At 46.8% G+C, this 22217-nt stretch carries 27 protein-coding genes; 20 read left to right on the top strand and 7 right to left on the bottom strand.

All coding sequences use genetic code 11. The features are described from left to right. Nucleotides 1-96: 96 nt before the first annotated feature. From HP570_RS01030 to HP570_RS00960, 15 genes are all read left to right on the top strand, one after another. Complete coding sequence (locus HP570_RS01030) at nucleotides 97-798, top strand: YjjG family noncanonical pyrimidine nucleotidase (protein WP_173624644.1); 702 nt, start codon at nucleotides 97-99, stop codon at nucleotides 796-798. 73 nt (nucleotides 799-871) lie between these two features. After that, complete coding sequence (locus HP570_RS01025; RefSeq protein ID WP_173624643.1) at nucleotides 872-2701, top strand: UbiD family decarboxylase; 1830 nt, start codon at nucleotides 872-874, stop codon at nucleotides 2699-2701. Between the two features lie 87 nt (nucleotides 2702-2788). After that, nucleotides 2789-3895 (top strand): hypothetical protein, encoded by a 1107-nt coding sequence (locus HP570_RS01020; protein WP_254494969.1) that lies wholly within the window; start codon nucleotides 2789-2791, stop codon nucleotides 3893-3895. Between the two features lie 188 nt (nucleotides 3896-4083). Then, nucleotides 4084-6054, top strand: coding sequence for a BglG family transcription antiterminator (locus tag HP570_RS01015; RefSeq protein ID WP_173624642.1), 1971 nt, complete (start codon nucleotides 4084-4086; stop codon nucleotides 6052-6054). Continuing rightward, nucleotides 6014-7159 carry an amidohydrolase/deacetylase family metallohydrolase gene (locus HP570_RS01010; protein WP_173624641.1) on the top strand — a complete coding sequence of 382 codons (1146 nt, stop codon included), beginning with the start codon at nucleotides 6014-6016 and terminating at the stop codon, nucleotides 7157-7159. Before HP570_RS01015 ends, HP570_RS01010 begins: the two co-directional genes overlap by 41 nt. Beyond that, nucleotides 7150-7521: a hypothetical protein gene (locus HP570_RS01005; RefSeq protein WP_173624640.1), complete on the top strand. Its 372-nt coding sequence runs from the start codon at nucleotides 7150-7152 to the stop codon at nucleotides 7519-7521. The genes HP570_RS01010 and HP570_RS01005 overlap by 10 nt, the downstream gene beginning before the upstream one ends. Before the next feature lie 32 nt (nucleotides 7522-7553). After that, the gene (locus tag HP570_RS01000; RefSeq protein WP_173624639.1) at nucleotides 7554-7916 is read left to right on the top strand and encodes a glycine-rich SFCGS family protein; all 363 of its coding nucleotides are present in this window, start codon (nucleotides 7554-7556) and stop codon (nucleotides 7914-7916) included. A 3-nt stretch (nucleotides 7917-7919) separates the two neighbouring features. Continuing rightward, nucleotides 7920-8258, top strand: a complete 339-nt coding sequence (locus tag HP570_RS00995) for a DUF4312 family protein (RefSeq protein ID WP_173624638.1) — start codon at nucleotides 7920-7922, stop codon at nucleotides 8256-8258. A gap of 21 nt (nucleotides 8259-8279) precedes the next feature. Then, entirely contained in the window at nucleotides 8280-9068 is a 789-nt protein-coding gene (locus HP570_RS00990; protein ID WP_015891458.1) for a DUF4311 domain-containing protein, read from the top strand. After that, nucleotides 9068-9718 carry a DUF4310 family protein gene (locus HP570_RS00985; protein WP_041749462.1) on the top strand — a complete coding sequence of 217 codons (651 nt, stop codon included), beginning with the start codon at nucleotides 9068-9070 and terminating at the stop codon, nucleotides 9716-9718. Before HP570_RS00990 ends, HP570_RS00985 begins: the two co-directional genes overlap by 1 nt. Nucleotides 9719-9758: 40 nt before the next feature. After that, the gene (locus tag HP570_RS00980; RefSeq protein WP_173624637.1) at nucleotides 9759-10874 is read left to right on the top strand and encodes a DgaE family pyridoxal phosphate-dependent ammonia lyase; all 1116 of its coding nucleotides are present in this window, start codon (nucleotides 9759-9761) and stop codon (nucleotides 10872-10874) included. Nucleotides 10875-10879: 5 nt separating this feature from the next. Continuing rightward, nucleotides 10880-11602, top strand: a complete 723-nt coding sequence (locus HP570_RS00975) for a KDGP aldolase (RefSeq protein WP_173624636.1) — start codon at nucleotides 10880-10882, stop codon at nucleotides 11600-11602. 33 nt (nucleotides 11603-11635) lie between these two features. Beyond that, a complete protein-coding gene (locus HP570_RS00970; protein WP_015891454.1) occupies nucleotides 11636-11893 on the top strand; it encodes an HPr family phosphocarrier protein in 258 nt (85 codons plus the stop codon). Between the two features lie 314 nt (nucleotides 11894-12207). Then, a complete protein-coding gene (locus tag HP570_RS00965; RefSeq protein ID WP_173624635.1) occupies nucleotides 12208-13212 on the top strand; it encodes an aldo/keto reductase in 1005 nt (334 codons plus the stop codon). A gap of 20 nt (nucleotides 13213-13232) precedes the next feature. After that, on the top strand, nucleotides 13233-13646 hold the full coding sequence (locus tag HP570_RS00960) for an SRPBCC family protein (RefSeq protein WP_173624634.1): 414 nt from the start codon (nucleotides 13233-13235) through the stop codon (nucleotides 13644-13646). A gap of 142 nt (nucleotides 13647-13788) precedes the next feature. On the opposite strand, the gene HP570_RS00955 is transcribed toward HP570_RS00960, so the two are convergent. From HP570_RS00955 to HP570_RS00935, 5 genes are all read right to left on the bottom strand, one after another. Then, nucleotides 13789-14484, bottom strand: a complete 696-nt coding sequence (locus HP570_RS00955) for a DUF4386 domain-containing protein (protein WP_173624633.1) — start codon at nucleotides 14482-14484, stop codon at nucleotides 13789-13791. A gap of 163 nt (nucleotides 14485-14647) precedes the next feature. Next, the gene (locus HP570_RS00950; RefSeq protein ID WP_173624632.1) at nucleotides 14648-14992 is read right to left on the bottom strand and encodes a YkgJ family cysteine cluster protein; all 345 of its coding nucleotides are present in this window, start codon (nucleotides 14990-14992) and stop codon (nucleotides 14648-14650) included. Nucleotides 14993-15280: 288 nt separating this feature from the next. Further along, a complete protein-coding gene (locus HP570_RS00945; protein ID WP_309139171.1) occupies nucleotides 15281-15577 on the bottom strand; it encodes a GNAT family N-acetyltransferase in 297 nt (98 codons plus the stop codon). 103 nt (nucleotides 15578-15680) lie between these two features. Continuing rightward, on the bottom strand, nucleotides 15681-16172 hold the full coding sequence (locus HP570_RS00940; RefSeq protein WP_173624631.1) for a GNAT family N-acetyltransferase: 492 nt from the start codon (nucleotides 16170-16172) through the stop codon (nucleotides 15681-15683). Nucleotides 16173-16343: 171 nt separating this feature from the next. Further along, nucleotides 16344-17018: an O-methyltransferase gene (locus tag HP570_RS00935; protein ID WP_015891446.1), complete on the bottom strand. Its 675-nt coding sequence runs from the start codon at nucleotides 17016-17018 to the stop codon at nucleotides 16344-16346. A gap of 610 nt (nucleotides 17019-17628) precedes the next feature. Here HP570_RS00935 and HP570_RS00930 point away from each other — a divergent pair. Next, a complete protein-coding gene (locus tag HP570_RS00930) occupies nucleotides 17629-18102 on the top strand; it encodes a YhcN/YlaJ family sporulation lipoprotein (RefSeq protein WP_087349986.1) in 474 nt (157 codons plus the stop codon). A gap of 136 nt (nucleotides 18103-18238) precedes the next feature. Here the strand turns inward: HP570_RS00930 and HP570_RS00925 are convergent, their stop codons facing one another. Continuing rightward, a complete protein-coding gene (locus HP570_RS00925; protein WP_016743588.1) occupies nucleotides 18239-18475 on the bottom strand; it encodes a hypothetical protein in 237 nt (78 codons plus the stop codon). A gap of 179 nt (nucleotides 18476-18654) precedes the next feature. Between HP570_RS00925 and HP570_RS00920 the strand changes: the two genes are divergently transcribed. Both HP570_RS00920 and HP570_RS00915 read left to right on the top strand, forming a co-directional pair. Then, nucleotides 18655-19629: a bile acid:sodium symporter family protein gene (locus HP570_RS00920; RefSeq protein WP_015891443.1), complete on the top strand. Its 975-nt coding sequence runs from the start codon at nucleotides 18655-18657 to the stop codon at nucleotides 19627-19629. A gap of 199 nt (nucleotides 19630-19828) precedes the next feature. Further along, nucleotides 19829-20080 carry a YolD-like family protein gene (locus HP570_RS00915; protein ID WP_142496795.1) on the top strand — a complete coding sequence of 84 codons (252 nt, stop codon included), beginning with the start codon at nucleotides 19829-19831 and terminating at the stop codon, nucleotides 20078-20080. An 82-nt stretch (nucleotides 20081-20162) separates the two neighbouring features. On the opposite strand, the gene HP570_RS00910 is transcribed toward HP570_RS00915, so the two are convergent. Continuing rightward, the gene (locus tag HP570_RS00910) at nucleotides 20163-20396 is read right to left on the bottom strand and encodes a hypothetical protein (protein ID WP_015891441.1); all 234 of its coding nucleotides are present in this window, start codon (nucleotides 20394-20396) and stop codon (nucleotides 20163-20165) included. 176 nt (nucleotides 20397-20572) lie between these two features. Between HP570_RS00910 and HP570_RS00905 the strand changes: the two genes are divergently transcribed. Together HP570_RS00905 and HP570_RS00900 are read left to right on the top strand one after the other, a co-directional pair. Continuing rightward, the gene (locus HP570_RS00905; RefSeq protein ID WP_173625117.1) at nucleotides 20573-21133 is read left to right on the top strand and encodes a GNAT family N-acetyltransferase; all 561 of its coding nucleotides are present in this window, start codon (nucleotides 20573-20575) and stop codon (nucleotides 21131-21133) included. Continuing rightward, on the top strand, nucleotides 21130-22182 hold the full coding sequence (locus tag HP570_RS00900; RefSeq protein ID WP_015891439.1) for a P1 family peptidase: 1053 nt from the start codon (nucleotides 21130-21132) through the stop codon (nucleotides 22180-22182). The genes HP570_RS00905 and HP570_RS00900 overlap by 4 nt, the downstream gene beginning before the upstream one ends. The last annotated feature ends 35 nt before the right edge of the window (nucleotides 22183-22217 follow it).

The following is a 22217-nucleotide window of genomic DNA, read 5'->3' as shown; positions in this document are numbered from 1 at the left end:
AGGCTTTTTGTATGCAGTTTAGCCTTCTGTTTTTGATATGATAGAAAGGTCTAGTTTGTACGAATACTTGATCAATAAAGATTTCTGGAGGTTGCCATGCGCTATCAAGTCATATTATTCGATGTAGATGATACACTTCTTGATTTCAAAAAGACAGAAGCAAATGCTTTGCAAAAGACGTTTTCCCAGTTTGGACTTGCTACGGGATCGTCTGATTATGGAGCGACTTACAAAGAGATCAGTAAAGGATTGTGGGAGGATTTAGAAAAGGGGCGAATCACTCTAGCAGAGCTGGGCGTAGAAAGATTTCGAAGACTTTTCAAAGCTGTTCAGCTAGACGTCGATGCAGAGGCGTTCGGCAGTGCCTATCTCCAATCCTTGGGCAAAGAAGTGCATTTGGTACCGGGAGCGGTTGAATTGTGCCACAGTTTGGAGGATTGCCGTTTGGCGATCATTACGAATGGGTTCGCCTCTGTGCAAACAACAAGAATCGCCGCTTCACCGCTTTGCAACTCTTTTGAGCATCTGATTATTTCCGAAGAGGTCGGCTACAAAAAGCCTGATCGAGAAATTTTTGACTACGCGTTTTCCAAATTGCAATGGACGGAGAAGGCGAACGTATTGATGGTGGGAGATTCCCTGACCTCTGACATACAAGGGGGGGCCCAATACGGGATTGATACGTGCTGGTTCAATCCTCAGGGCAAGGAAAATCAGACGAGCATTCAGCCGACGTACGAAATCAGAGAACTGAGCGAGCTTCAAGAAATTGTGCGGAAGGGTATCGTGAATTTGTAGGATCTTTCCTGTATGATGAGAAGGTATTGATCTACAGGTAAATCTAGAATCTAGTGATTGGAGCCCTATAGATATGTATCAGAATTTAGAAGAGTGCATCCTTGACTTGGAAAGGCACGGACATTTGGTCCGTATACGCGAAGAAGTAGATCCCTACTTAGAAATGGCCGCGATTCACTTGAAGGTCTACGAAGCGGGCGGACCAGCATTGCTGTTTGAAAATGTAAAAGGCTCAAAATTTCGCGCGGTATCCAATCTATTTGGCACAATCGAGCGCAGCAAGTTTATTTTCAGAAGCACCTGGCAAGCCGCTGAAAATATCATCGCTATGCGCAATGATCCGATGAAAGCGCTAAAGCAGCCATTTAAAAATATCGAGAACGGCTTTGCAGCTCTGAAAGCATTGCCTGCAAAAAAATCCACTAGCATGCCGGTAACTGCACAGGAAATCAGCATAACGGACCTTCCACTCATCCAAAGCTGGCCGATGGATGGCGGAGCTTTTGTCACGCTGCCCCAAATCTATTCGGAAGATCCGGACAAGCCTGGAATCATGAATTCCAATTTGGGTATGTACCGTGTGCAGTTGACTGGTAATGAGTATGAAGTAAACAAAGAAATTGGCTTGCACTATCAAATCCATCGTGGGATCGGTGTCCACCAAGCCAAAGCGACCAAAATGGGGATGCCGCTGAAAGTAAGCTGTTTCGTTGGCGGGCCGCCTGCACATACTTTATCGGCTGTTATGCCGTTGCCAGAAGGCTTGAGCGAAATTACTTTTGCAGGTTTGCTATCTGGGCGCCGTTTTCACTACAGCTATATCGATGGTTACTGCATAAGCAATGATGCGGATTTTGTCATCACAGGAGATATTTATCCTGGAGATACGAAACCAGAAGGACCGTTCGGTGACCATCTGGGTTATTACAGTCTGATCCATCCATTCCCTGTGATGAAGGTACAGAAAGTGTATGCCAAGCCGAATGCCATCTGGCCCTTCACGGTTGTGGGCCGTCCGCCACAAGAAGATACATCGTTTGGCCAGTTGATTCACGACTTAACGGGCGATGCGATCAAACAAGAAATCCCGGGTGTAAAAGAAGTCCATGCAGTAGATGCTGCCGGTGTACATCCGCTGCTGTTTGCCATCGGAAGCGAGCGCTATACGCCATATCAACAAGTCAAACAACCGACTGAGATGCTCACCATTGCCAACCGCATTTTAGGGACGGGTCAATTGAGCTTAGCCAAGTATTTATTCATTACCGCAGAAGAAAACCGCCCATTGACGACGCATGATGAAGTTGATTTTATGACCTATATTTTGGAAAGAATCGATCTGCATCGCGATGTTCATTTCTATACGAACACGACCATTGATACGCTGGATTATTCGGGAACGGGCTTAAACAGCGGCAGCAAGGTTGTCCTCGCAGCTTACGGCGATCAAAAACGAGAGCTGTGCAAAGGGGTACCAGATGAACTGAAGGATTTGCGAGAGTTTGCGAATGCTCGCCTGATTATGCCAGGTGTGGTGTCGATTCAAGGTCCAGCTTTTACCGATTACGCAAACGCCCAGCAGCAATTACAGAATCTGTGTGACGCGATTCAAGCAAGAGGACCGATCCCGTCTTGCCCGATGATTATCCTTTGTGACGACAGTACCTTTATGAGCGCCTCGCTACAAAACTTCCTGTGGGCTACCTTCACACGAAGCAATCCATCCCACGACATTTATGGCGTGAACAGCTATTACGAGAACAAGCATTGGGGCTGCGATAATTTGATTATTGATGCTCGTACCAAGCCACATCAAGCACCGCCATTGGTACCAGATCCAACTGTCGAGAAAAATATCGAACGACTGTTTGTCAAAGGTGCGAGCTTGGGAGGAATCCTGTAAGCATTGCCTAAAAGTAGAGGTCCGTAACCTTTCGGTGCGGACCTTTTTCATGGAATGGTACTATTTGGATGGAGGTTTCACCAAAAAATGGTTGGAGGGGTACGGAATGCTTTTCATGGAGCGAAAGCAGTCTTCGAGGATTTATTTCCTCATGAGTTGGATTATAGCAGTAGCCTTGCTTGTCACATGGTCACCACAGTCACCCTGGCATCCGAAGAAATAGAAGAGTCGATACCGGTTGAACTAAAAATAAGTCCAGAAAAAGACAGGTATTCTCCAAGAACAAAGATACAGATGGAGGCAGTTACGAAAAAAGAGGGAAAATCATTCGAAGCGAAAATCGTGGTTAAGGCAAAAATGGATAAAGAGCAGACGATAACCATTGAGCCAGACACGAAAATAAAGGGAAAGAACTATGTGTCAAAGGCGACATTTACACCGGAGGATATCATCGGCGACAGAGTGGGAAGTTTGGGTATCGAGTTTGAGATCATTATGAGTGATACAGATAAAATATGGGTAGGAAGAGCGAATAAAAGGATCTTTGTAGACAACATGCCGGAAACGGTGCCTTCTGTAGATTCAGAATTTTTCATTTCACCTGAACAAAAACTTAAAGTGGATGAAAAAATAAAATTCACTGTACATACTCCGTATAAGGGAATGATTCGCGAAGACGCGAAGTTTTTATTTTTCTCGTTTAATTCAGTAGATACGACTCAAAAGGTAGAAAAAGTAAGAACCACACTTGATCGCAAGAAGGGGATGTACGTAACAACAGGTTACTTTACCCCACGTAAAGAGGGAACCTATACCCCTTTCTTTTTCTTGGAAATGTATGATAAAGAAAAAGATGAGGAGATAAGTGGAAGTGGAGTGGTAAAGTTTGACGTGATCGCGAATCCCAAAACCGAAGCTTCTCTTAGCCCACAAACCGCAACAATCAAGCTTGGTGATGAAATTTACTTGCTGCTAACCTATCAAGCAACTGGAATGGATTCAGCAAAATTTAGCAGAGAGTATAATTATGACGTGGCCGAAATCAATGATGAATATGACGAAGAAAATAAAACGCACAAAGTACTGCTAAAGTTCAAGCCGGAGCAAAAAAAGACACATAAGTTTGAGGCAACTGTGAAAAACATCGAAACGGATACAAAGGCAACTGCAAAAACGACAATCTATGTCAAATAGGTTATAAAGAGAGGATGGATGGCTCCCAGTTTTAACCGGGGTCATCTTTTTCATTGCTGTCGAATCGAACTGATAATTGCAAAAATTGCACGATTGATGGGGAAAGGAATCGTTCTTTACCACCGAGAAAGCGTTTTCTATAATGAATCTCAAGCAAGGACACAGCTTTTTATGGAAAGGAGAAAGGAATGGTCTTTTTAACCACACGTTCCCATGCATTACTGAAGGTGATACTCGACAGCTACTATCCGCTGAAAATTAAGGACGTCGCGCGCGATTTCCAGGTAAGCGAACGCACCGTCAAGTACGATCTGGATAACGTTAGGCAATGGTTAAAGGAACGAAATGTCATCCTCCATTCTCAACCGAATAAAGGGCTGTGGATCACGGAAGAACAAGAGCATCGAAATGCTTTGAAGGAAAATTTGCAAAGGGATGACAGCAAAACACTCATTCTGCCGCAAAAGGATCGGGTCAAGCATTTTTTGTTCATTCTTCTACTGTCGGAAGGGTATCAGCGAATGAACGATTTGGCCGACCATATGGGTGTTAGTCGCAATACCGTCGTTGCCGATGTGAAGGACGCGGAAAAGCTGCTCGATGGCTGGCGTCTCGAGCTCGTCACGAAACAAAGGTATGGTGTGCGCGTAGACGGGAGTGAGCGGCACAAGCGGTATGCCCTCGAAAACTTGATTCACGATCTGTTGGATGGAATCGACATGTATCGGATGGTACAGGGGATGTTTTTGGAAAATGGACAAGAAGCGAGAACGGGTCCGTTATTGGAGAAGTGGCTGATCAGCCGTGCAGAATTAGGGGAGATTATTCACAGCATCAAAGCATGGATGAATGCTGCTTCGGAGACGCTGGCAGACCGAGCACTGATTAGTTTACTGATTCGCTTATGTATTGTCGTCCATCGTGTACAACGAGGTCAATTGGTCACGGCAGATGATGCCGAGCTGGGGGAAGCGAGGCATTGGAGCGGGTACGAGCTGTTCTCACACGAGGTTCGAGTATTATGTCAGCGATTGCACGTCGATATTCCCGAACACGAGATTGCGTATGCGTGCCTTCCGCTGTTAGGGACCGAACAGGTGCCAAGAGAGGCGCGAGCAGGGAGGATTGTTTTGGACGTTTTCCAGACAACCAAAGAACTGACGGAAGCGGTTAGTAACCGGATGCTGGCACCGTTGCACGAGGATCAGGAGCTGATGAGACTGCTTTTTGCTCACCTGGATGACAGTTTGAACCGTTATCGCCAGGGAGTTCTTTTTGCGAATCCACTGACAGAGGAGATTCGCCGTTCATACGCACGCATGTTTGATGCAGTCAAACGCTCTTGCGAAGAAGTGTTTTGGCAGCGCGGGGTCTATTGGCTTGATGCAGACATTGCTTACTTTGTCCTGCATTTCCAAGCGGGATATGATCGCTGGCTGGAGCAGAAAAAGGCAGATGCGCTCGTCGTTTGCGGAACAGGCAGAGGGACTTCTCGGTTTTTGAAAACGTACCTCGAAAGCGAATTGCGTTCACTTCGGGTCGTAGGCCTGTGCTCCAGTACAGAGGTAGAGAAGTATTTGGCGAGTCGTCGCGTGGATGTCATCATCAGTGTTCTGCCGATCAAAGCCGAGGTGCCTGTTGTGATTGTCAGTCCCCTTCCAACGCGCCAGGATATCAACCAGATTCAGAATTGTCTGGAAGCCTTGCAAGTGGAGGGAGGAAATCGACAGCAGACTGTGAATGGTCGCAAGGAAGCTTGGTTTCCCACGATGACTGCTGATCTCAATCCGTCAGATTTGCCAGTGGTGGAGAGGTTGTCTCAGGATGTCATCTGCAAAGGGTATGAGATCAATCAAAAAATCGTGACTGCTTTTCGTGAGTACGTAACGGAACAGACGGCAAGCGGACTGACGCTGCATCTACTGCTAATGGTGAATCGATTAGCTTTTGGCTCACCCTATCAGGAGGAGTGGGAATCGTTGGGTGAGGCAGAATCAAAAGAATGGAAGGCATGGCGTGAAAAGCTGAACCAATTGATGGCTGAGGCAAACCTCCAAGTTCCGTCTAGTGAGGTGACGGCCATTATGCGCTATTTTTCAGGAAAAGGGGCGGTAGAGAGTGAAAGTGGATCTACTCATACGCAACGGACGGGTCATTGATCCTTCCCAGAACCTGAACGGGCACTATGATCTTGCCATTCGGGAAGGGCGAATCGTTGGGTTGTATGAGAAAGGGAAGACAACCGACGTTCAAGGGATGTATCTGGAAAGCAAGGAGACGATCGAGGCAGAGGGATATGTGGTGACACCTGGTTTGATCGATCTGCACGCTCACGTTTTTCCGACAAAGACGAGTTTGGGCGTAGCCGCGGATCGGGTCGGGGTCGAGCAAGGAGTGACAACCGTAGTAGATGCTGGCAGTGTCGGGCTATGGTCGTTTGATGCTTTTCTTGAAGAAGCAGTGCACCCTTCTGTTACTCGTGTTCTGGCATTTCTGAACATTTCAGGGGATGGCTTGTGTACAGGTGGTGGGGAGCTCGCAGACATGTCGAGGTTAACCCCGAGAGAAGCGGTAGCCCTTATCAGAAAACAGCCGATAATACGAGGAATAAAAGCCCGCATGAGCGGTTCTGTTGTCAAGCAAAACGGGCTTCAACCCTTGCTCGTAGCCAAGGAAGCGGCGAAGGAAGCGGGCGTACCCATGATGGTGCACATCGGAAACGCTCCGCCAAAACTCACGGAAATATTGCCTCTGCTAGACCGAGGAGACGTGGTGACACATGCGTTTCATGGGAAAAAAGGAGGGATGTTCGACGAACGAGGCGAGTTGATTCCAGAGGCACAAGACGCATTAGAGCGGGGAGTCTTACTCGACATCGGGCACGGCGAAGCGAGCTTTAGCTTCCAAACATTGCGTCATGCGCAGGCCCAGGGTATTACGCCACATGTCATTAGCACGGATGTTCACCAGCGCAATATCGATGGTCCTGTGCACAGCTTGACGCACACACTCACGAAGTTTCTCGCAATGGGCTACGCGCTCGATGAGGTGATAGCGGCGAGTACGTATGCGCCCGCACGAATTCTCGGGCTGGAAAACGAGATTGGGACGTTGAAAGTAGGGGCATGCGCGGACGTATCCATTTTGCAGCTCAAAAAAGAGAGGACAATTTTAACGGACAGTGAACAAGAAACGCTGGAGACAATGCAAAGAGTAGTGGCTTATCAAGCGATTACTTCAGGAAGGGTACTGACATGCAAATGATTGATGACATTCTCAAGGAACTGGCTGAGACAAAACCGGAATATATATCTGAAATTTCTGAATGTAAATGGATTCTCCAGAAAATTGAGGAGGAGTTTCGCCTCATAGAGATTCATATACCGCGAGAGCGCTGGCTGGCCATCGGTGCTCATGTACTGGCATTTGTGCGTCGGATGACAAACGGTGAAAGGCTACCCGTAATTGAAGCGGAGTTATTCGCTGAAATTCATCCCGATATGGTTATGCTCTCGCACAAAGTCCTCGCGGAAGAAAAGAGTGCATGGCAGGCCGATGATACAGAAGCGTTTCTATTGGCTGTTCATTTTGAAGCGATCCGTGCCATGCAGATGGGGCCAACTTAAAACATTGCTGTGAATATAGGGAGGTTTTGCATATGTCTAAGGTAAAAATCGTGATTGGGGATCGTCTCGGAAAAGGACAGAACATCGCAAAAGGAATCGAAGCAGCTGGCGGGACCGCGATCGTCATTCCAGGTGTTGGCGCGGATATGAAGGTAGGGGATGTCATGGTCAGTGAGAGCGCAGACCTCGGGCTGTCCTTTTGCGGAAGTGGTGGGGCTGGGGCACTGACAGCCAAGACCAAGTATGGTTTTCCAGTCGAGTACGGCTTGCGCTCAGTAGATGCTGGTATTACTGCTTTGCGTAGCGGCAACAAAGTGATTGGCTTTGGCTTCATGGATACAGAAGAGCTGGGCAGACGCATGGCGGAAGAATACATCAAGCTGGGAGGGAGGTAATTCATGTACACGGAGACGACGCAGACCTTGCGATTATCCGGCAGTGGCGATACGAAAGAAGGAGCCTTCAACAGGATTTTTTCCCAAATCAAGCATGTAGTGGCCAGACAAACGAATGATTTGGTCGTGCGAATCGAACCTGTAGGGGTTTCCATTGTGTCTGCGACAGAAATAGTGAAGTATGAGCGATTTTTGGGTTTGTTTTTCCCCCGTAAACGGACGCGGTATGACATCACCGTAGATATTCAAGTGAGGCTGGGTCTGGTCCAGGTAGAAAACATAACGTTTCAGCAGCAGACCGAGACGACTGCGGGTATGGGGCAGTTGGTTCGTCAGCGATAGAAGCAGACAGGGGGTAGCTTTATGGTTACATTGATGATTGTGTTGAAGTCGATCGTCATCGGGGCATTGGTCGGCTTCGGGGTTGGTGCGGGGGCAGCGAGGATGTTCCATGCACCCAATGTTCAGGGGATGGGAGCATTCCGGACTTTTGGAGAGCTGAACGCATGTGCAGGCGATCCCATTTCCCACTTTTCATTTGGTCTTGGTTTTTTGTTTAACGCATGGGCGTCTGTTGTTGGTGCTGGTGCATTGACGCAAGATGTCGATCATCGCGTCATCCCGAACTGGGCGGCGGCATTGTTGCTCTGGCGCAACAAGAATGTCGCAGAAACGTTGCACAATCCGAAACAAATGGCGATTGCCGGAGCAGCGGTCGGTGTCGTTGTGGTCACCGTGTTGAATTCCACTGCAACGGCAATTCCCGAATCGATGCAGCTCGTAGCGACGAAGGTACTGGTCCCGGCTGCGAACTGGTTGATTAACCCGATTATGCCGATTGTGTTCTGGATGGCGGCGATGGATGCAGGCAAACGGACCGGGATTTGGGGAACGGTCTTGGGCGGTTTGTCGCACTTGGTCATGGGGAATGCAGTGCCTGGAATCGTCTTGGGTATTTTGATCGGTAAAGGTTTGGATGACAGCGGTTGGAACAAAATTACCAAATCCATGTTTATTGCAGTCATTCTCTTGTTTGTATTCAGTGGCTTCTTCCGCGGTTTTGATGTTGCGCTCTTGAAGAGTATGTACGTGGAAATTCCACAGTGGTTGATAGAGCTACACGAAACATTCGGATCGGTGGTGAAAAAGTAATGGGTGAATTGCAGGCAAAAGGGTTTTGGTATTCAGAATGGGCATTTCCCCTCTTTGTGGCGTGCTTGGCTTCAGGAATCTTTGCGGGTACTCATCTTTACTATGTGTATCATGTCGGGGCCTTTAACGATATCGCCATCGTTGCGATGCTCGAGGCGGGGATCAAGGGTGGCGGATATGGTGCGGCTGCCGCGTTTGGTGCGAGCTTTTTGTTTGCTCGTATTTTGGAGGGACCGTTGGTTGGGATTCTCGATATTGGAGGCTCGTTGCAAACAGGTATTGGGATTGGCGTTCCAGCGTTGATGCTGGGAGCGGGCTTTACAGCTCCGTTGACTTCTTTTCCTTTGGCGCTGGCGACAGGTGCGCTCTTGGGCTTTATCATTGGTACCGTGATTATTTTGATTCGGAAGTATACGATCAACGCATCGAACTCCACCTTTGGTGCCGATGTCATGATGGGAGCAGGAAACGCAGCAGGGCGTTACTTAGGTCCATTGATCATCATTTCAGCGATTATGGCTTCGATTCCAGTTGGACTCGGTGCAACAGTTGGAGCAGCGATTTTCTATTATTACAACAAACCAATTGCGGGTGGTGCGATTATCGGGGCCATGCTCCTCGGCGCCATTTTCCCGATCCCGACACAATGAGGGAAGAGCGAAGCGTTTTCACAGGAGGGATGGGCAAACCATGGGAATCTATCAGCAGCTAGGGTTGAAGCAAGTCATTAACGCAAGCGGTAAGATGACGGCATTGGGTGCGAGTGCCGTCCATCCTTCTATCGCAAAGGCCATGGGCGAAGCCGCTATGGATTATGTAGAAATCAGCGAGCTGATGATTGTGGCAGGTCGTCATATCGCAGAGGCGACCGGGGCAGAAGACGGTTGTCCTACCTCTGGAGCAGCTGCGGGCATTGCCATTAGTGTAGCAGCTGTCATAGCTGGTTGCCATCTGAGCTTGATCGAGCGGCTTCCTTTTTCCGAAGGGATGAAGAACAAGATCATCATCCAAAAAGGACACGCGGTGCATTTCGGTGCTTCCGTTCAACAGATGATTGCACTGGGCGGAGGGAAAGTCGTAGAGGTCGGGCATGCCAATCAGGTAGAAGCAGACCATTTGCGAGAAGCCATTGATGATCAGACCGCAGCACTGCTCTATGTCAAATCTCACCATTCGATTCAAAAAGGGATGCAGTCGTTAGACACGATGATTCAACTCGGTCGGGAGTTTGGACTTCCTGTCATTGTAGACGCAGCGGCGGAGGAGGATCTGCGGCGTTACGTGGCGATGGGGGCCGATCTGGTCATTTACAGTGGCGGAAAAGCAATTGGTGGACCCACGTCTGGGTTTATCGCAGGTCGTGCCGATCTGGTTGCCGCATGTCGCGCGCAATATAAAGGCGTTGGTCGTGCGATGAAGGTAGGAAAGGAAGCCATTGCGGGTTTACTTGCAGCGCTTGGACAGTACGATCCCGAAAAGCAAAATGTTACCGAGCAGCGCAGGCGAGTGGAGTGGCTGGCAGGAGAACTGGACAGATTGCCCGGTGTGAAAGCAAGGATCGCACAGGATGAGGCAGGCAGGGAGATCTATCGTGTGCAAGTTCAGCTTGACGAACGAGTGACGGGAATGACGGCTCGCGAGCTTACACGCCAACTGGAGCAAGGAAATCCAGCTATTTTTACCCGTAACCATTATGTGAATACGGGTGTGATCGCCTTTGATCCACGACCGTTTCATGAAGGGCAAGAACACATCATTGCAGCACGAATGAAGGAACTGCTGCAAAAACAGGGAGAAGGAGAATAACAAAAGTGGGCACACAAAAAATTCGTTTAAACGTTTTGGCACGGGATGTAGAAAACGCAAAACAAATATGTGCCGTGGCTGATGGCCGCGCTCTGGTCGGGATCTTGGTCAAAGGATTTGCGTCCGTAGAAGCAGCAATAACCGCTGTTGAACAATACCAGCAAGCAGGTGTACCCGTGTCTGTAGGGCTTGGCGCAGGTGATCCTACGCAATGGAAAAAGGTCGCTGAAGTCGCGGTGCAGACACAACCAGATCACGTCAATCAGGTATTTCCGGCAGCAGGCTATACGCTCGGGGGGCTACAGGCAGTCGGCAACTCACATACCATCGTGAATGCATTGATTGCCCCCGGTGGGCAACCAGGAAAGGTTCAAGTCACCACGGGACCAATGAGCAACAAAGTGCCAGAATTGCTCTCTTGTGATGCAGCCGCCGCGATGCTGGCGGAGATTGGCGTACACTCGGTCAAATTTTATCCAGTCGATGGGTTGGAAAGGCTGAATGAAATCAAGGCGATGGCAGAAGCAGCCGTACGTTACGGGATTCCCGTTTTTGAGCCGACTGGCGGGATCGATGCTGCTTCGATTCGGCCGATTGTGGAGGTATGCCTCGCAGCTGGTGCCAAACAGGTCATTCCACACATTTATACATCGATCGTTGACAAGGAAACGGGATTGACTCGTTTAGATCAGGTAGAAGAACTGCTGACGGCTATAGAAGGCCTGTAGCTATTTCACGAGAAAGGGATAGGGGTGAATCAAATGAGAGAGAGACAGGTCATCGTCCAGTTGGCACAGGGATTACACGCGCGTCCCGCTAGTTTGTTTGTGAAAGTAGCAGCATCTTTTTCCAGTGAAATCGGATTGAACAAGGAGGAGAAGAAGGTGAATGCCAAGAGTATCATCGGCGTCATGTCCCTCGCTGTGTCGAAAGGACAATCAGTCGTCTTGACTGCGGATGGTGCCGATGCAGAACAGGCGTTGGATGCGTTGGAGCGCGTTTTGGTCAGTGTGGAGTAATGGGGAACGACAATAGGTAATGCAATCAGCGTCAGTGTAAGACTTTATTAGGTCTTACACTGACGCTTTTTCTTTTATTGGATCAGACTAAAACATGGTTATCATCAGGGATTTCGTCTCATTCGAACCTCAACCACCGTAGAAAATGGTTACTTCCAGGTTCCTACTGTACTAAAAAGTGCGTTCTTTTCTTTGATGAGGCTATACCACATAATGAGTCTCAAGATGATCATCACCTTTGAAGAAGACGATTGTATCGTTCAAAGGATGTCGTCGATACGAAATATACTCACTTCTTTAGGAGGAATTCATATATGAAGAACATTCTGCAGAAGAAACAACTTGGTTTTGGTACGGCTCCTCTGGGTAATATGTTCCGCAACATCCCGGAAGAAGAAGCACTGGCTACCGTCGATGCTGCTTGGGAGAATGGTGTCCGTTACTTTGATTCTGCCCCATTTTATGGTGCCGGCTTGGCTGAGCTTCGCCTGGGGGAAGCCCTCGCGAAACGTCCGCGTGACGAGTATGTGTTGAGCACAAAAGTTGGGCGCATCATCCTGGATGAACTGGAAGATCCAACCTTGCGTGACTTGGGTGAAAAAGGCGGACTGTTCGAATATGGTCGCAAAAATAAGCTCCACGTGGACTACAGCGAAGACGGTACGCTTCGCTCGATCGAGGACAGCCTGAAACGGTTGCAGACCGATCGCCTGGACATCGTCTACGTTCATGATATCGCACAGGACTTCTATGGCGACGAGTGGCTTTCCCACTTTGAAAGTGCGCGAAAAGGTGCCTTTCGTGCCCTGACCCGTTTACGTGAGGAAGGTGTCATTACGTCGTGGGGCCTCGGGGTAAACCGTGTAGAGCCAATCGAGATCGCGATGGCATTGGATGAAGTACAACCGGATGCCTTCTTGATGGCTGGTCGCTACTCCCTGTTGGATCATGACCGAGCTTTGCAACGCGTGATGCCAAATGCCGCAAAAATGAATGCCAAGATTATTGCTGGAGGGCCATACAGCTCAGGTGTATTGGCCGGAGGTACCCACTTCGAGTATCAGAAAGCATCGCCTGAAATCATGGCAAAAGTCGATCGCATCAAAACGATTGCCAATCGTCACAACATCAGCGTCAAGGCTGCTGCGCTGCAATTTGTGCTTGCAAACCCAGCAGTTGCTGCCGTCATCCCAGGTGCGAGTCGCCCGGATCGAATCACGGAGGACGTAGCTGCGATGAACGAAGTGATTCCTGCAGCCTTCTGGCAGGAAATGCGTGAACAAAAACTGGTGGCGCAAGACGCTCCACTACCAATCTAACGATAAAAGGGGTAATCAACATGGCAAACACAATGGCAACGATTGAAATCTCTGCTTCTCCTGATCAAGTGTGGAAATTGATCGGTGGATTTAACTCACTACCAGACTGGCTTCCATATATCCCAAGCAGCGAAATGAGCGAAGGGGGACGGGTGCGTCGGTTGGAAAATCCGGACGGTGATGTGATTATAGAGCGCCTGGTAGGCTTCAATGAAAAAGAGCGCCATTACACCTACTCCATTATGCAAGCACCTTTTCCTGTTACCAATTATGAATCGACGATCCACGTTCGTGAGAATGGTGGCAAAGGAACGCTGGTGGAATGGTCTGGCGAATTTACACCAGTAGGGGTTAGCGACGATGAGGCTATCAAGCTGTTCCACGGAATCTATTCAGATGGTCTGGATGCATTGAAAAAAGCATTTCAAGCTTAAGCATTTGGAACGGATAGTAGAGCAAAAGGTCAACTGACAAAAATAGATACGGCAGCCGCGGTGTAGAACATATCAACGTGTTCTACACCGCGGCTGTTTTTTGGGGGAAAATGCATTTCATTTTCAGAGCTTTTCATTTTTATTAGGATACAGAATCCCGTACCGATGGGGTGAATCCTTTTATGATTAGCCATATAGCCAAAACCAATTGTTGAAAGGCTATTGGAATGTTCAACATCATGTAGGTTGCATCTAGACCGATGAAGCGAATCATAAATAATAAGCTTGCCAATATAGACAATGTAGCTCCGATAAGACCCCAGACTGACAACCAACGTGGAACTAATTGTGTTTGATAAAATACGCAGGTGAACAAGAGCATCGCCAACGCGAATGCCAGTGTCGTTGCCACATGGTTCACCAAATCACGTCCTTCCCGCAACAATCCACCCAGGGTCTGAAAATACGATACATGCAAAGTTCCGATTTTTGCAAACTCGTGGCTTACTGTCAAAAGCAACAGAAGAATGATTACACCTAGAATAATAAACACACCCGCAATGATGCCAAAAGCAACAGATCCTAGAGCTAACCCTTTATGGTGCTTACTTAACAACGGATACACCAAAACAGGAATACCAACATAGGCAACAATCATTAACAATTGGAAAAACGCTCCTAGTAGTACCTGGTTCTCATTTGGAGAAGCCATGACAAGGTAGTCGGCTCCATCTATTACAGGTACAACACTACATATACCTGTAATCAATCCGGCTAGTAATAACACCCCAGTCATTATTGCAGACCTTCTACCTGCATTTGTTCTCTTCCTCAACATAATTAGCCTCCTTCTCATACACTACCTTTGGCGGATGAAGGGATGCTGCCTTCCTCGGCATTTTTTATCGCGCATCAAGTGTAAAGGGTAAGGAGGAATAAAGTTCAATGAGGCAGTCTATAACATTATTATTCAGTTGCGATCCATGATTTGCTCCATATTTTTAAAAATGCTTCCAAGTAAAATCAATACTCAAGTACCCAATCGGTTTCTCCTTGAAGGTCAGTGCTTCTTTCGTCGCCAATTCTGGATTGCGAAAACAGACAAGGTCTTTGTGATATCCAAAAGCGCGACACACTTCCGGTCGAACGCTATGAATGCCACACTGATCTTTTTGCATGTCGTAGAAGATACAAGTTCCAAACATTCTCGGTTGATTTTTTAGATCGTCACGGAGTTTATTTGGAAGCGCTTTCAATTTCTTGTGTACCATTTTATATTCTTTTTCTGTTATGGGAACAGGCCCACAGCACAATCCTTTACAGCCTTGGCAAGGCAAAGTATTCATATCATCTACAACCTTTCGTCATGTGATGTTTGCTAGAAAAAACAAAAAAGATGATCCTCATTCATTCAGGAGATCATCTTAGGAACTACCGCATTCAATTGTGTGGGTGATTCAAAAATTCGGTAAGAAAAAAACTGTACTTCTATTATAGCACATATAGGAAGATTTTGACGAATGCTTTTCGAAACAGTCGAGTTGGTTTCGAACTGTACGATGCTCCGGACGGGTCCATCACCAATGATCCAACATCGAGGAAGTCATTGACGGAGCAAGCCCCATTTTTCTTGTTTATTTCGTCAAAACATACAACCACTCACCATTGCACTCTTCATCGTCCCCAGTCAAGCCTTCTAAGACGCGTTCAAACGAGAAGCCGAGCCTCTCGATGATGCGCACCGATGCTTTATTGTCTGGGTGTGCTTTTACGTACAATCGATCCAATCCGATTACATCAAAAGCGTAGCCGTTCCCCCAATAATCCCGTCCGATTAAATAATAGAGTTCTTTTTCCGGAGCAAGAAAATCGAGAACGCTAACACCACACCAGCCAATGAAACTGCCAGTAGCCTTTTCGTGTATGGCCACAGAATATTTAAAAGGCTGGTCAAAAGGGTAGGATGTCCCTTTCGATTTTGAAATGATCGCTGGATATAAAGAAGGGAAGCGCTCACGGTAAGCGCTTCGAACCTCATGTGTGTTTAATCAGAATGAGTTCTTCTACTTCTTCGCTTCGTGCTTCCGAATATGCCCGATCGATACCGAAAGGCTGAAAACCGTTTTTTTCTAACACACGAATGGATCCGATGTTGTCATGGGCGACACGCGCATATACAGGACGTAGTCCAAGGTCCTCTAAAAAGAGAGTAAGTGCATTTGTCGCGATTCCTTTGCCCCAAAAGCTTTTGTCTATCCAGTATCCAATCGTAGGTAAGCGAAACAGCTCAAAGCACGAAACATTACCAACAATCTGCCCATTCAAGAGAATGGCTCTTTTCACAATCGAATCATTGTTCAAAATCCTCGTCCAATGAGCGATGAAACCGTCCCTATCTTCTGGGTCCTTGACAGTAAAAGCAGCCATCTCATGTGCGGATTTGTCCAATTGCTGGGTGAAAAATATAGGGAGATCTGCCTCTGTTACTTCTCGCAAAGTAAGGGACTGATCACATAATGGCTCCAAGGAAAAGCACCTCCAAATACATCAGCTACTCTCTCTTCACCAACACTTTGATAATCAACGACAGTACCGTGAGAACCAAAATGACATTAGCGATGAGCATAATGCTAGGTAATTCAAGCCTAAACAAGATGTACACACTCCTACTCGTTACAACCTTTGAAAGTGAAAAAACTAGTTCTCCTCAGTGACAAGCATGATCGCAAAGCCATCATAGCCCTTGCTGCCAACTGTCTGTACAACGGTTCCACTAACACGCTTTTCTTCAGCTACCAAATCGGTGAATTGACGTACGCCGACAATATTGGGATCCGTGCTTGTTTCGTCCACGACTTGACCACTTCGTACAACGTTATCCGTGATAATCACAGTACCTTTGCGAGAGAGCTTTAATGCCCATTGGAAATAGTCGGGGTTTCCTTTTTTATCTGCATCGATAAAAATAAGATCAAAAGGTCCCTGATTTTCTTTGTGCAGTTGGATGAGAGAATCAAGGGCAAGTCCGACCTTCACTTCTACGATTTGATCCAGTCCTGCGCGGGTAATGTTCGATTGTGCAACTTCTGCATGCTTTGGATCATATTCAAGAGTAATGAGACGACCGTCCGCAGGAAGTGCGCGGGCTAGCCAGATGGTACTGTATCCACCGAGAGTGCCAATTTCCAAAATCGAACGAGCGCCTTGAATCCGTGCTAACAGATGAAGGAATTTACCTTGATTGGGTGCTACATCAATAGCTGGAAGACCTGCAGCTGCGTTCTCTTGAAGGACTGTGTCTAGAACGGAATCGGCTTCCAGTAGTTTATCTGTAAAATAGTGATCGACCGCTGTCCATTGCTCTCTATTCATGATCTCAACTCCTCAAGAATTTACAGGGATATCATAACACGATTAGCAACTTCTGGCTGGCTTTTTTGTAACAATTAACACACTTCAGCGGAGGGATTGTATGGTCGATCAAGCTTTATAGGTAAGATTTTCACCTGTTACCATTATTTGCGCATAGCGTGAACGCTGAATTTTCATGATAATAGAAAAGTAATCCAAGCTAGCTAGTATAATCCAACCTTGGGGATTCTTTTTACGCGTCCGACTAATTGAGGCAGTCTAAGTCGGCGCCACTTTTTTGTTCCATCTATAGGTAAATGTACCTATTATTGTTCGTTGTCAACAGAAAACAAGTCCTATATGATTATATCATTCACGTATGACATACGCGTACTACCCCGTACGCCCCAACCACTTTTTGTTGGTTGGGATTTTTTTTGTTCCGATTCATATCCAGTTATCTCCTATCGCGTTTCGATGCGATTTTTAATATCCTTGTACATAGGACTTGAAATGTTCTTGGGGTCCGCGGTGACTCAAATTATGCAGAGGAGTCACCGCTTTTTTTTACATACTTCCTCCGTTCAAGGTCAAGCTAGTAACAGGTGATTTTGGTCAGGAGGTGTTTTGTGTGCGCGCAACTTTCGTGGTGCTGACACTGGCTTTTGCTTTAACCGTAACGGGATGTACAAAGCAATCTGGTACGGAAACGAAGAAATCTGGTACAGAAACGAAGCAAAAAGCGGAAGCGGAGCCGTTGTGCATGCCTGTTCCCGTGAGACATTATCAATGGGAAGAGCGAGCGAGATCGATTACGGCTAGCGTGAAGGGCATAGACAAAATCGTGGTTGTGCAAATCGATAAAGAGCTCGATGTGGCTATTCAAGTAACGAATTTTAATCGGTTCAAGCTGGAATCGATTCAAAAAGAAGTCGGAAAGAAATTAAAAGAGGCCTTCCCAGATGCCAATATTCATGTGACAGCTGACAAGCGATTGTTAAAAGATTTGCAAAGGCTGAGTGACGAACGGTGGCCAACCGATGTAAAAGAGGCATGCCAGAAGAAGAAATCCTTAAAAGAAATTGAAAAGAAAATGAAGGGCTAGCCCATTTCTCAAACCTCACACACTGCATGGGTAGAGTGAGGTTTTTGTCGTTTGATTTGACAGAATGATGAATAGAAAAGGAAGGTTCTGTGATCAATGAACAAAGAAGGACTCCCTGACTGGGAGTCTATATCAGCTAGTAGTGATCACGATCGTAATGATGAGCGCGCTCTCGATCTCGATGGAGATCAATGCCTCTTAATTCACCCTTGGCTTTTTCCACAAGGACTTGATAATCTCTTACCACTTCCGTCAAGGTCGTAATGGATTCCTTATAGTCGGGATCATTACAGATTCCATCTATCGCTCGATGGAGGTGATACATCTTATCTTCGGTTTTTCGGATAAATTCTACCCAATCCATTCCGTTCATAAAATACCTCCTTTCCGTCATAGGCTTTACTCCCATGCGCGAAAGTATGCAAGGTGAAAATGCGAATAAAATCATGTGCATGCAATCTAATAATGAACTTTGGTCTTGTAACAATAATCTGTTCATGATAACATACCTCACATCACTAGCATCAAAGGACGAGACTTGAGGTGTATTAAATGAATGGGTTAGCCAAACTGAATCGATTTCTTGAGAAAATCATGCCCATACTAACGCCGAGTAGTGTTGCTATTGGCGTAATAGCCGGGACACATTTGCAACCGTTTGCTTTTTTGTCTCCTTGGGTGTTTGCCTTCATGACATTTACCGGCAGTCTGGGTTCAGGATTTAAAGAATTTGCAAAGGTACTGACCAGACCACTCCCTTTAATTGTCAACTTGTTGATTCTTCATGCACTTATGCCGCTTGTTGCCTGGTCAATGGCTCGGTTGTTTTATCCAGATGATATCCATGTCATCACGGGCTTTTTGCTGGCGGCCTTAATTCCCACAGGGATCACGAGCTTTTTGTGGTCATCGATTTATTTCGGGAACATCGCCCTGACGCTATCCATTATATTGTTGGATACGATGCTCTCTCCATTGATTGTTCCGTTGGGAATGTCCTTGTTTTTAGGGGCAACCGTCGAGATGGATTTGGCAGAACTGATGAAGGGTTTATTTTATATGATCGTGTTGCCGTCGCTAGTTGGTATGCTGCTCAATCATTTGTCAAAAGGGAACGTCAAAAAAACGTTGGCACCAAAACTAGCGCCATTTTCGAAGATGGGAATGGGTGTTGTTGTCGCGATCAACAGCTCGATGGTTTCGTCTTACTTTCATATGATGGACGCTAAACTGGTGGGAATGGCAGTCCTTGTACTGGTAGTAGCCATTTTAGGTTATTTGATGGGGTGGGGGATCGCAAAGCTGTTCGGGTGGGAGCGCGATGTGATTGTCACGTTAACCTTTAACAGTGGAATGCGAAACATTAGTGCAGGGGCAGTGATGGCGATCACGTACTTTCCGGCGCCTGTTGCTCTCCCAGTTGTTCTCGGTATGCTTTTTCAGCAAATACTCGCTTCTACCTTCGGAAAGTTTTTGGAGCTGGTCGAGAAAAGACCGCAACCTCAACCACAGGAACTATCAAGCTAAAAGGAAGAGCCGTTTTCCAAAGCCACTGGGAAAACGGCTTTTTTCTTGGTACAACCTGAGCTACCTACTTACATGGCGATAGGAGTGGCTAAAAAAAGAGTTGCGAACTTATGTTCGCATTCACTATAATGTAAGTACAATTTCCCACACAAGATGAGGATTTGGATATAAATGTTCGTAAGTAGGCGGGTGGAAAAGCGTGGCTAACGGCAATCTTGAAGTAACGCACGATGAAAGAGAGGCATTTATGTACATGCTACGAGATTCGGGTAGAGAGAATTATCCCTTAAATGTGAGCTGGTGTGTGTCCTTTGAGGGGGAGCGGGGGAATACATGCAGCATGTGGGGTGTGGTCAAATGGGTAGACCCGAAGGCGAGACGTGTTCAATTAGCGAACCAAACGGGGAGTCAATGGATCGAGATGGAGAAAATTATCAATGTACATGCATAGGTGTACGTACGGAGACCTTACATGAAAATCGACTGCATTCTCTCCACTTCCTTTTTTGACCCAATGATTGGGTCTTTTTTTCTTATGTACCTTTCTTCGGATATGGTTTCGCATCCGCTTGAAACAACTTGCTCACCATTCCATAAAGACGACCTGACATGTTAGGAAAAACGAAGGAGTATTCATTCGCTCCTTGATTCAGCAAAACGATCGGTGCTTCCACGATGTAGGGGATTTTCATTAGATCGAGCATCTTCTTATATTCTTCTACCTTGGAATGGTTGACCGTATAATAAAATGATTTAGAAAAATTCATGCGAGCACGCTCCTTTTCCTTATTGTAGCATATCCACAGGTTGGCGTATAAGTGAACATAATAAATGTTATGTAAACTCAATGTGGTTTCCTTCTCTTTAGGAAGAGAGAAGATTCACAAAGACTTCTACCTATGATAAAATAAAAGACCAAAATTTTACCAATAGGAGAAAAATGATGATAATCAGCCAGCAACTACTTTCTGTGAACGGGTTATCCTACACGATTCGCTCTGCAATGGAAACAGATGCACAACAGTTGTCGGACCTTCGACTGCAAATCGATGGGGAGACTGAAAATTTGGACAGAGAAAGAGGAGAGGCCTTCATCGATGTGCAAGGATTCGAAGGCATCATCAAAACGGATGCAGAGAGCCCAAGAAATTTGTTTTTAGTGGCTGTTGTTCAAGATCGAATTGTCGGGTTTTCCAGATGTGCAGGTGTTTACTTAAACAGATTTGCGCACAAAGTAGAGTTTGGTGTATGCGTATCACAAGATTTCTGGGGTTATGGCATCGGGAAGAATCTCTTGCAAGAATCGGTTGCCTGGGCAGACGCCAACCACATTACCAAAATGACGTTGAATGTAATGGAAACGAATGAGAAGGCAATTGAGCTGTACAAACGGTTTGGTTTTGAAATCGAAGGGGTACTCAAAAACGACAAAGTTCTTTCCGACGGCAATTACTACAACACCATTATTATGGGAAGATTCAAAAATGATAGGAGCGTAACATGACGAGAAAACGAGCGAGAGAATGTGGCGTATTGATTGGGACGGGGATCCCAGGTGCGTATAATGCAATTACGGATGTAAAAGGAGTGAGGGTCGGACACAAAACAATTAACAAGGAAGACGTTTGTTCGGGTGTCACGGTGATCGTTCCCAACGACGGACATTTGGAGGGGCAGCATTTTCCTGCTGGTTTTTTCTCCTTTAACGGTACGGGAGAGTTTACGGGAAGTCACTGGATAGAAGAGACGGGTACGCTGGTGACACCCATCGTATTTACGGGAAGCCATCTGCTAGGGTTGGCACATCATCATCTTGCTCGTGCGACGAGAAAAATCGAGGGACTTGAACCGTTTTCTAACGGAATCGTCGCGGAGACATGGGATGGTTGGTTAAGTGATCTCGAAAAGACGCAGATTCAGTATGAGGATTTGGAAGAAGCGATTGTAGAGGCTCGTACAGGACATGTCGAGGAAGGCAATGTGGGCGGAGGTACCGGGATGATCTGCTTCGAATTCAAGGGCGGAATCGGAACCTCTTCACGCATCGTCGAGACTGAATGTGGCACTTTTACTATCGGGGCATTGGTGCAGACGAATTTTGGCAGAAGACAGGATTTCAACGTGAATGGTATTCCCGTGGGCCAGCTGATTTCCGAGAATGAAGTTCCTTTGCCTTGGGTAACACCTGAAAATGATGGTTCTTTCTTAGTCACAATTGCGACAGACGCGCCTCTCTTGCCGACTCAATGCAAGCGCATTTCCAAGCGAGCCTCACTCGCGATGGCACAACTCGGCGCGATTGGTGAGGAGGGCAGCGGTGATTTCTTTCTGACCTTTTCCACAGGAAATTGCTATTCATATGGCGACGAACAAATGAGCACAGTGAAAATGTTTCCGTCCGAACAACTGGATGCACTGTTTGAAGCAGCGATCGAAGGGGTCAAGGAAGCGATCCTGAACTCCATGTTGATGGCGGAAACGATACAAGGCCAGAAAAACAGAACCGTACATGCATTGCCACTAGATCGTTTCGTAGAAATCATGTCTCGTTAAATGAAAAAACTCCGCTAGCATAAGCGGAGTTTTGC

The organism is Brevibacillus sp. RS1.1, assembly GCF_013284365.1.
In the GTDB taxonomy this organism is placed as follows: domain Bacteria; phylum Bacillota; class Bacilli; order Brevibacillales; family Brevibacillaceae; genus Brevibacillus; species Brevibacillus brevis_D.
The sequence above is the reverse complement of the archived record's forward strand: the minus strand, read 5'-3'. Positions and strand labels throughout refer to the sequence as shown.

Excerpts from the sequence above, each read along its gene's own strand:
- HP570_RS01030 (WP_173624644.1), top strand. The coding sequence starts at position 97 with ATGCGCTATCAAGTCATATTATTCGATGTAGATGATACACTTCTTGAT.
- HP570_RS01025 (WP_173624643.1), top strand. The coding sequence starts at position 872 with ATGTATCAGAATTTAGAAGAGTGCATCCTTGACTTGGAAAGGCACGGA.
- HP570_RS01020 (WP_254494969.1), top strand. The coding sequence starts at position 2,789 with ATGGTTGGAGGGGTACGGAATGCTTTTCATGGAGCGAAAGCAGTCTTC.
- HP570_RS01015 (WP_173624642.1), top strand. The coding sequence starts at position 4,084 with ATGGTCTTTTTAACCACACGTTCCCATGCATTACTGAAGGTGATACTC.
- HP570_RS01005 (WP_173624640.1), top strand. The coding sequence starts at position 7,150 with ATGCAAATGATTGATGACATTCTCAAGGAACTGGCTGAGACAAAACCG.
- HP570_RS01000 (WP_173624639.1), top strand. The coding sequence starts at position 7,554 with ATGTCTAAGGTAAAAATCGTGATTGGGGATCGTCTCGGAAAAGGACAG.
- HP570_RS00995 (WP_173624638.1), top strand. The coding sequence starts at position 7,920 with ATGTACACGGAGACGACGCAGACCTTGCGATTATCCGGCAGTGGCGAT.
- HP570_RS00990 (WP_015891458.1), top strand. The coding sequence starts at position 8,280 with ATGGTTACATTGATGATTGTGTTGAAGTCGATCGTCATCGGGGCATTG.
- HP570_RS00985 (WP_041749462.1), top strand. The coding sequence starts at position 9,068 with ATGGGTGAATTGCAGGCAAAAGGGTTTTGGTATTCAGAATGGGCATTT.
- HP570_RS00980 (WP_173624637.1), top strand. The coding sequence starts at position 9,759 with ATGGGAATCTATCAGCAGCTAGGGTTGAAGCAAGTCATTAACGCAAGC.
- HP570_RS00970 (WP_015891454.1), top strand. The coding sequence starts at position 11,636 with ATGAGAGAGAGACAGGTCATCGTCCAGTTGGCACAGGGATTACACGCG.
- HP570_RS00965 (WP_173624635.1), top strand. The coding sequence starts at position 12,208 with ATGAAGAACATTCTGCAGAAGAAACAACTTGGTTTTGGTACGGCTCCT.
- HP570_RS00960 (WP_173624634.1), top strand. The coding sequence starts at position 13,233 with ATGGCAAACACAATGGCAACGATTGAAATCTCTGCTTCTCCTGATCAA.
- HP570_RS00955 (WP_173624633.1), bottom strand. The coding sequence starts at position 14,484 with ATGTTGAGGAAGAGAACAAATGCAGGTAGAAGGTCTGCAATAATGACT.
- HP570_RS00950 (WP_173624632.1), bottom strand. The coding sequence starts at position 14,992 with ATGAATACTTTGCCTTGCCAAGGCTGTAAAGGATTGTGCTGTGGGCCT.
- HP570_RS00935 (WP_015891446.1), bottom strand. The coding sequence starts at position 17,018 with ATGAATAGAGAGCAATGGACAGCGGTCGATCACTATTTTACAGATAAA.
- HP570_RS00925 (WP_016743588.1), bottom strand. The coding sequence starts at position 18,475 with ATGAACGGAATGGATTGGGTAGAATTTATCCGAAAAACCGAAGATAAG.
- HP570_RS00920 (WP_015891443.1), top strand. The coding sequence starts at position 18,655 with ATGAATGGGTTAGCCAAACTGAATCGATTTCTTGAGAAAATCATGCCC.
- HP570_RS00910 (WP_015891441.1), bottom strand. The coding sequence starts at position 20,396 with ATGAATTTTTCTAAATCATTTTATTATACGGTCAACCATTCCAAGGTA.
- HP570_RS00905 (WP_173625117.1), top strand. The coding sequence starts at position 20,573 with ATGATAATCAGCCAGCAACTACTTTCTGTGAACGGGTTATCCTACACG.
- HP570_RS00900 (WP_015891439.1), top strand. The coding sequence starts at position 21,130 with ATGACGAGAAAACGAGCGAGAGAATGTGGCGTATTGATTGGGACGGGG.